This window comes from Xanthomonas sp. SHU 199, assembly GCF_000364665.1.
Classification (GTDB): domain Bacteria; phylum Pseudomonadota; class Gammaproteobacteria; order Xanthomonadales; family Xanthomonadaceae; genus Xanthomonas_A; species Xanthomonas_A sontii.
This window is the reverse complement of sequence record NZ_AQOI01000801.1, coordinates 1-5,071: the sequence shown is the minus strand read 5'-3', so window position 1 is coordinate 5,071 and position 5,071 is coordinate 1. Positions and strand designations below refer to the sequence as shown.

At 72.4% G+C, this 5,071-nt stretch carries 6 protein-coding genes; 3 read left to right on the top strand and 3 right to left on the bottom strand.

Annotated elements, in window-relative coordinates; genetic code table 11:
* Positions 1–624 (top strand): MFS transporter (locus D183_RS25630; protein ID WP_017910876.1); only part of this gene is annotated, 624 nt, incomplete at its 5' end.
* A 143-nt stretch (positions 625–767) separates the two neighbouring features.
* On the opposite strand, the gene D183_RS0121865 is transcribed toward D183_RS25630, so the two are convergent.
* Complete coding sequence (locus tag D183_RS0121865) at positions 768–1,568, bottom strand: cobalamin-binding protein (RefSeq protein WP_017910875.1); 801 nt, start codon at positions 1,566–1,568, stop codon at positions 768–770.
* Positions 1,569–1,638: 70 nt separating this feature from the next.
* Complete coding sequence (gene pdxH, locus D183_RS0121860; RefSeq protein WP_017910874.1) at positions 1,639–2,238, bottom strand: pyridoxamine 5'-phosphate oxidase; 600 nt, start codon at positions 2,236–2,238, stop codon at positions 1,639–1,641.
* Between the two features lie 133 nt (positions 2,239–2,371).
* Between pdxH and D183_RS0121855 the strand changes: the two genes are divergently transcribed.
* Together D183_RS0121855 and aroB are read left to right on the top strand one after the other, a co-directional pair.
* Entirely contained in the window at positions 2,372–2,914 is a 543-nt protein-coding gene (locus D183_RS0121855) for a shikimate kinase (protein WP_017910873.1), read from the top strand.
* The gene (gene aroB / locus D183_RS0121850) at positions 2,911–4,020 is read left to right on the top strand and encodes a 3-dehydroquinate synthase (protein WP_017910872.1); all 1,110 of its coding nucleotides are present in this window, start codon (positions 2,911–2,913) and stop codon (positions 4,018–4,020) included. Before D183_RS0121855 ends, aroB begins: the two co-directional genes overlap by 4 nt.
* A 60-nt stretch (positions 4,021–4,080) precedes the next feature.
* Here the strand turns inward: aroB and D183_RS0121845 are convergent, their stop codons facing one another.
* The gene (locus tag D183_RS0121845; RefSeq protein ID WP_017910871.1) at positions 4,081–4,899 is read right to left on the bottom strand and encodes an AraC family transcriptional regulator; all 819 of its coding nucleotides are present in this window, start codon (positions 4,897–4,899) and stop codon (positions 4,081–4,083) included.
* Between the last annotated feature and the right edge of the window lie 172 nt (positions 4,900–5,071).

Sequence of the window (5,071 nt, the reverse complement as noted above, 5' to 3'; positions counted from 1 at the left end):
CTGTGCACCTGGCGGCTGCTGCCGGCCGGCACCCTGCGCGCCGCGCGCGGCCTGCCCAGCGTGATCGCGCTGCGCGGCATCGCCGGCTCGGCGTTCTTCGGCTGCGAGGCGTTCCTGCCGCTGCTGCTGTCGCGCGAACGCGGGCTGTCGCCGGTGTGGGCCGGCGTGGCGCTGAGCGCCGGTGCGCTGGGCTGGTTCGCCGGTTCCTGGTACCAGGGCCACTACGGCCGCGACGCCACCCGCCTGCGGCGGCTGCGGCTGGGCTGCACGCTGATGGCGCTGGGCATCGCGACCACCACGCTGGCGCTGCTGCCGGCAGTGCCGGCAGCGCTGGCGATCGGCGGCTGGACCGCGACCGGCCTGGGCATGGGCCTGATCTACCCGACCCTGGCGGTGCTGACCCTGACCCTGTCGCCGCCGGCGCGGCAGGGCCGCAACAGTTCGGCACTGCAGTTGAGCGAGGCGATTGCGGTGGCGACCACGCTGGCGGTCGGCGGCTCGCTGTTCGCCGCGCTGCTGGCGTACTCGGCCGCCGCTGCATACCTGTCGACCTTCGCCGTTGCCGCGCTCATGGCCTTGCTCGGCCTGGGCATCGCCGGCCGCACCCAGCCGGCGCCGGGCTAACGGAATCGTCGCGTCCGGCGCCCGCCGCGGCGTGGTGGCGCGCGCCACAAGCAGGATCGAGGAAGAGCGATCCGTTCGCGGGGCGATGCCGCGGCGACACACGAACGTCGCGCCTGTTCGACTCTTGGCCTGGAAGACGCGCCCTAGCGAGCGCCCACACCCCTGGCCCAGGCCTGGATGATGTCGGCGATGGCACGCACGCCGTCGGTGAGGGCCGCCGGCCCCGGCTGCAGGATCAGCGGCGACTTGATCTCGAACAGTTGCCCGTCGCGCACCGCCGGCATCGCCGACCAGCCCGGCCGCGCGGCGACGCGCTCGGGACGGAAGCGCTTGCCGCACCAGGAGCCGAGGATGATGTCCGGCGCGCGCCGCACCACCTCGTCGCCGTTGGCCAGGATCCGCGCCTTGGCCAGCGGCTGCACCGACAGTTCCGGGAACACGTCGTCGCCGCCGGCGATGCCCACCAGTTCGGCCACCCAGCGGATCCCGGTGATGATGGGCTCGTCCCATTCCTCCAGGTACACCCGCGGCCGCCGCGGCAAGGTGGCGGCCTGCGCGGCGATGGCATCGAGGCCGCGCTGCAGTTCGTCGGCGTAGGCATTGGCGCGCGGCCCGGCTCCGACCAGCGCGCCGAGCCGGCGGATGTAGTCGAGGATGCCGTCGACGCTGCGATGGTTGGCGATCCACACCTCCACGCCATGCCGTACCAGTTCGGCGGCGATGTCGGCCTGGATGTCGGAGAAGCCGATGGCGAGGTCCGGCTGCAACTTGAGGATCTCGCCGATCTTGGCGCTGGTGAAGGCGCTGACCTTGGGCTTGTCGCGGCGCGCCTGCGGCGGGCGCACGGTGAAGCCGCTGATGCCGACGATGCGCTGCTGCTCGCCGAGCGCGTACAGCGTCTCGGTCGGCTCCTCCGTCAGGCAGACGATGCGCTGCGGGCCCACGCTCAGTACGCCCCGCCCGAGCACGCGCGCACCGCGGCGGCGGTGCCGCGGCAGACAGGGCCGGCGCCGCTCACGGGAACAGCATCCGCTTGCTCCAGTGGCCGGCGGCGTCGGCCTCGTAGCGCCAGCGCTCGTGCAGGCGGTACTTGGCGCCGTACCAGAACTCGAAGCTGCGCGGCACCACGCGGAACCCGCCCCAGCCGTCCGGGCGCGGCACCTCGCGACCCTCGAAGGTGGCCTCGGCCTTGGCCACGCGTTCCTCGAATTCCTCGCGCGAGGCCAAGGTGCGCGACTGCGCCGAGGCCCAGGCGCCGATCTGGCTCATGCGCGGGCGCGAGGCGAAATAGGCATCGGCCTCGGCCGCGGCGACCAGTTGCACCTCGCCGTCGATGCGCACCTGCACCCCGTCCTCGCGCATGCGCCGCCACAGGAACAGCAGCGAGGCCTGCGGATTGGCCTGCAGCTCGCGGCCCTTCTGGCTGTCCAGGTGGGTGTAGAACACGAAACCGCGCGCGTCGTAGGCCTTCAGCAGCACCACCCGCGACGAAGGGCGCGCCTCCAGCGTGGCCGAGGACACGACCATGGCGTTGTATTCGGCCTCGTCGCTGGTGCGCGCCTCGGCGAACAGGTCGGCGAACGTGGACAGGGCTTCGGCGTAGAGATCGGGCATGGCGACAGGCACTCGGCGGACGATGCGCCATTGTCGCGCCATGCACCGCGCGACGCACGCTTCGCCGCGCAAGGCCCCGCGCACGCGCCCGCGCGGCGCGCGGGGCGGCGTCGGTCTCTGCTAGCATCGGCGGATGAATCCCGCCCCCAACCTGGTGCTGGTCGGCCCGATGGGCGCCGGCAAGAGCGTCATCGGTCGCCGCCTGGCCGAGCGCTTCGGCCTGGTCTTCGTCGACAGCGACCAGACCATCGTCGAGCGCACCGGTGCCAGCATCGCCTCGCTGTTCGAGCACGCCGGCGAAGCCGGTTTCCGCGAGCACGAGCGCGCGGTGCTGGAAAGCATCCTGAGCACGCCCGGCCACCTGATCTCCACCGGCGGCGGCGCCGTGCTCAACGCCGACAGCCGCCGCGAGATGCGCGAGCACGGCTTCGTGGTGTACCTGCGGGTGGGCGTGGCCGCGCAACTGCAGCGCCTGCACCGCGACCGCAGCCGCCCGCTGCTGCAGCGTGGCGACCGCGAGCAGGTGCTGCGCGACCTGCACGCGGTGCGCGAACCGCTGTACCGCGAGGTCGCCGACCTGATCCTGGACACCGACCACTTCACCCCGGCCGAGGCCACCGCGCAGCTGGTCGTGCGCCTGGCCGCGTCGTGGAAACTTCCGGAACCCACTGCATGACCGCAGCATCGCGCACGGTCCAGGTCGCTGGCGACCCGGCCTACACCATCCACATCGGCCCCGGCCTGCTCGACGACGGCGCCGCCCTCGCCGCGCACGTGCGCGGCCGCCATGTGCTGCTGCTCAGCGACAGCCATGTGGCGCCGCTGTATGCCGCGCAGGTTCGCAGCGCGCTGCTGGCGGCACGCCCGGAGTTGCAGATCGGCGACTTCGTGATCCCCGCCGGCGAGGCCTCCAAGACCCTGGACCACTTCGCCGCGGCGATCGCCGCGCTGGCCGCCCTGGGCGCCACCCGCGACGCCTGCGTGCTGGCCCTGGGCGGCGGCGTGGTCGGCGACCTGGCCGGCTTCGCCGCCGCCTGCTGGATGCGCGGCGTGGATTGCGTGCAATTGCCGACCACACTGCTGGCGATGGTCGACTCCTCGGTCGGCGGCAAGACCGCGGTGGACATCCCGCAGGGCAAGAACCTGGTCGGCGCCTTCCATCCGCCGCGCGCGGTGCTGGCCGACACCGCCACGCTGCGCAGCCTGCCGCCGCGCGAACTGCGCGCGGGGCTGGCCGAGGTGATCAAGTACGGCGCCATCCGCGACCCGCTGTTCTTCGAATGGCTGCATGCCGAACGCCGCGCGCTGCTGGCCGGCGAGCCGGCGGCACTGGCGCAGGCGATCGCGCGCAGCTGCGAGCACAAGGCCGAGATCGTCGCCCGCGATCCGCTGGAAAAGGGCGAGCGCGCCCTGCTCAACCTCGGCCACACCTTCGGCCACGCCATCGAGACCGAACAGGGCTACGGCGCCCCGGACAACGCCAACCTCAACCACGGCGAAGCGGTGGCGGTGGGCATGGTGCTGGCCGCCGAGCTGTCGGCGCGACTGGGCATGGCCAGCGCGCAGGACACGGAGAAACTGCGCGCGCTGCTGCAGGACTTCGGCCTGCCGACCGCGCTGCCGGCCGGGCTGGCACCGGAGGCGCTGCTGGCGCGCATGCGCCTGGACAAGAAGAACCTGGCCGGACGCCTGCGATTGGTACTGTGGCGCGGCATCGGCCACGCCGAGATCGTGCCCGACGTGGACGAGGCCGAAGTGCTGGCGGTGCTGGCCACCGGCTGAGCGCGCAGGCCGCCGAGCGCGTGTCCGCGCGCGCCCGGCCACCCGCGACTGCCCCCCCGCTCAGCGTGCCTGCCGCCACGCGCGCGGGCTCTGCCCCACCTGCGCCTTGAACACACGCGACACCGCGGCCTCGCTGCCGTAGCCCACCTCGTCGGCAAGCTGCTTCAGCGGCCGTCCTTCGCGCAGGCCGCGCTGCACCAGGGCGATGCGCCAGTCCTGCAGGTACTGGCCCGGGGTGCAGCCGAGGGTTTCGCGAAAGCTGCGCGCGAACGCACTGCGCGACATACCGGCACGCGCGGCCAGGCTCTCCAGCGTCCACGGCTGCGCCGGGGCGTCGTGGATACCGGTCAGCGCCAGCCGCAGCCGCGCATCGGCCATCCCGGCGAGCATGCCGCCGTCGGTGAGTCCCTGCTCCATCAGTTCGCGGATCACGTGCACCAGCACCACCTCGAACAAGCGGTTCAATACCGCCTGGCGCCCGCAATGCTGCGCGAACGCTTCCTCGAACAGCAGGTGCAGCAGCGTCTCACCCTGGCGCAGCGCGTCCAGCGGCAGGCAGATGCAGGCGGGCAAGGCGCGCACCAGCGGATTGGCGGCGCCGCCGCCGAAGCGCAGGTGCGCGCAGGCGAAATCCGCGCCGCGTTGCGCATCGGTCTCGAAGCGGTGCGGCATGGCCTGTGGGTACAGCAGCAGGCTCGGCCGGTCGATCCGCAGTACATGTCCGTCGCCGTTGTGGACGACCACGCTGCCCTGGCGCAGCAGGTGCAACTGGCCACGGTCGCCGTTGTCGAGGCGGTGCAGGCCGCAAAGCGTACCGGCGTGGAAGACCTCGGCACTGACAGAGAAGTGGGTCAACAAGGCGGCCAGGCGATCGGCCATTTGGCACTCCAGGTAAAGTTTTAAGGACGATTCGCCACCTATCGTATCGCCTTGGCGCGCAAAGTCACTCCTGTCGCCGGCACACCGCCCGGCATGCCCCAGGAAACCGCCATGAAGACCCTGCTTCCCTTGCTCGCCACCTCGATGCTGGCCGGCGCGATCGGCACCGCCA

Excerpts from the sequence above, each read along its gene's own strand:
- pdxH (WP_017910874.1), bottom strand. The coding sequence starts at position 2,238 with ATGCCCGATCTCTACGCCGAAGCCCTGTCCACGTTCGCCGACCTGTTC.
- D183_RS0121855 (WP_017910873.1), top strand. The coding sequence starts at position 2,372 with ATGAATCCCGCCCCCAACCTGGTGCTGGTCGGCCCGATGGGCGCCGGC.
- aroB (WP_017910872.1), top strand. The coding sequence starts at position 2,911 with ATGACCGCAGCATCGCGCACGGTCCAGGTCGCTGGCGACCCGGCCTAC.
- D183_RS0121845 (WP_017910871.1), bottom strand. The coding sequence starts at position 4,899 with ATGGCCGATCGCCTGGCCGCCTTGTTGACCCACTTCTCTGTCAGTGCC.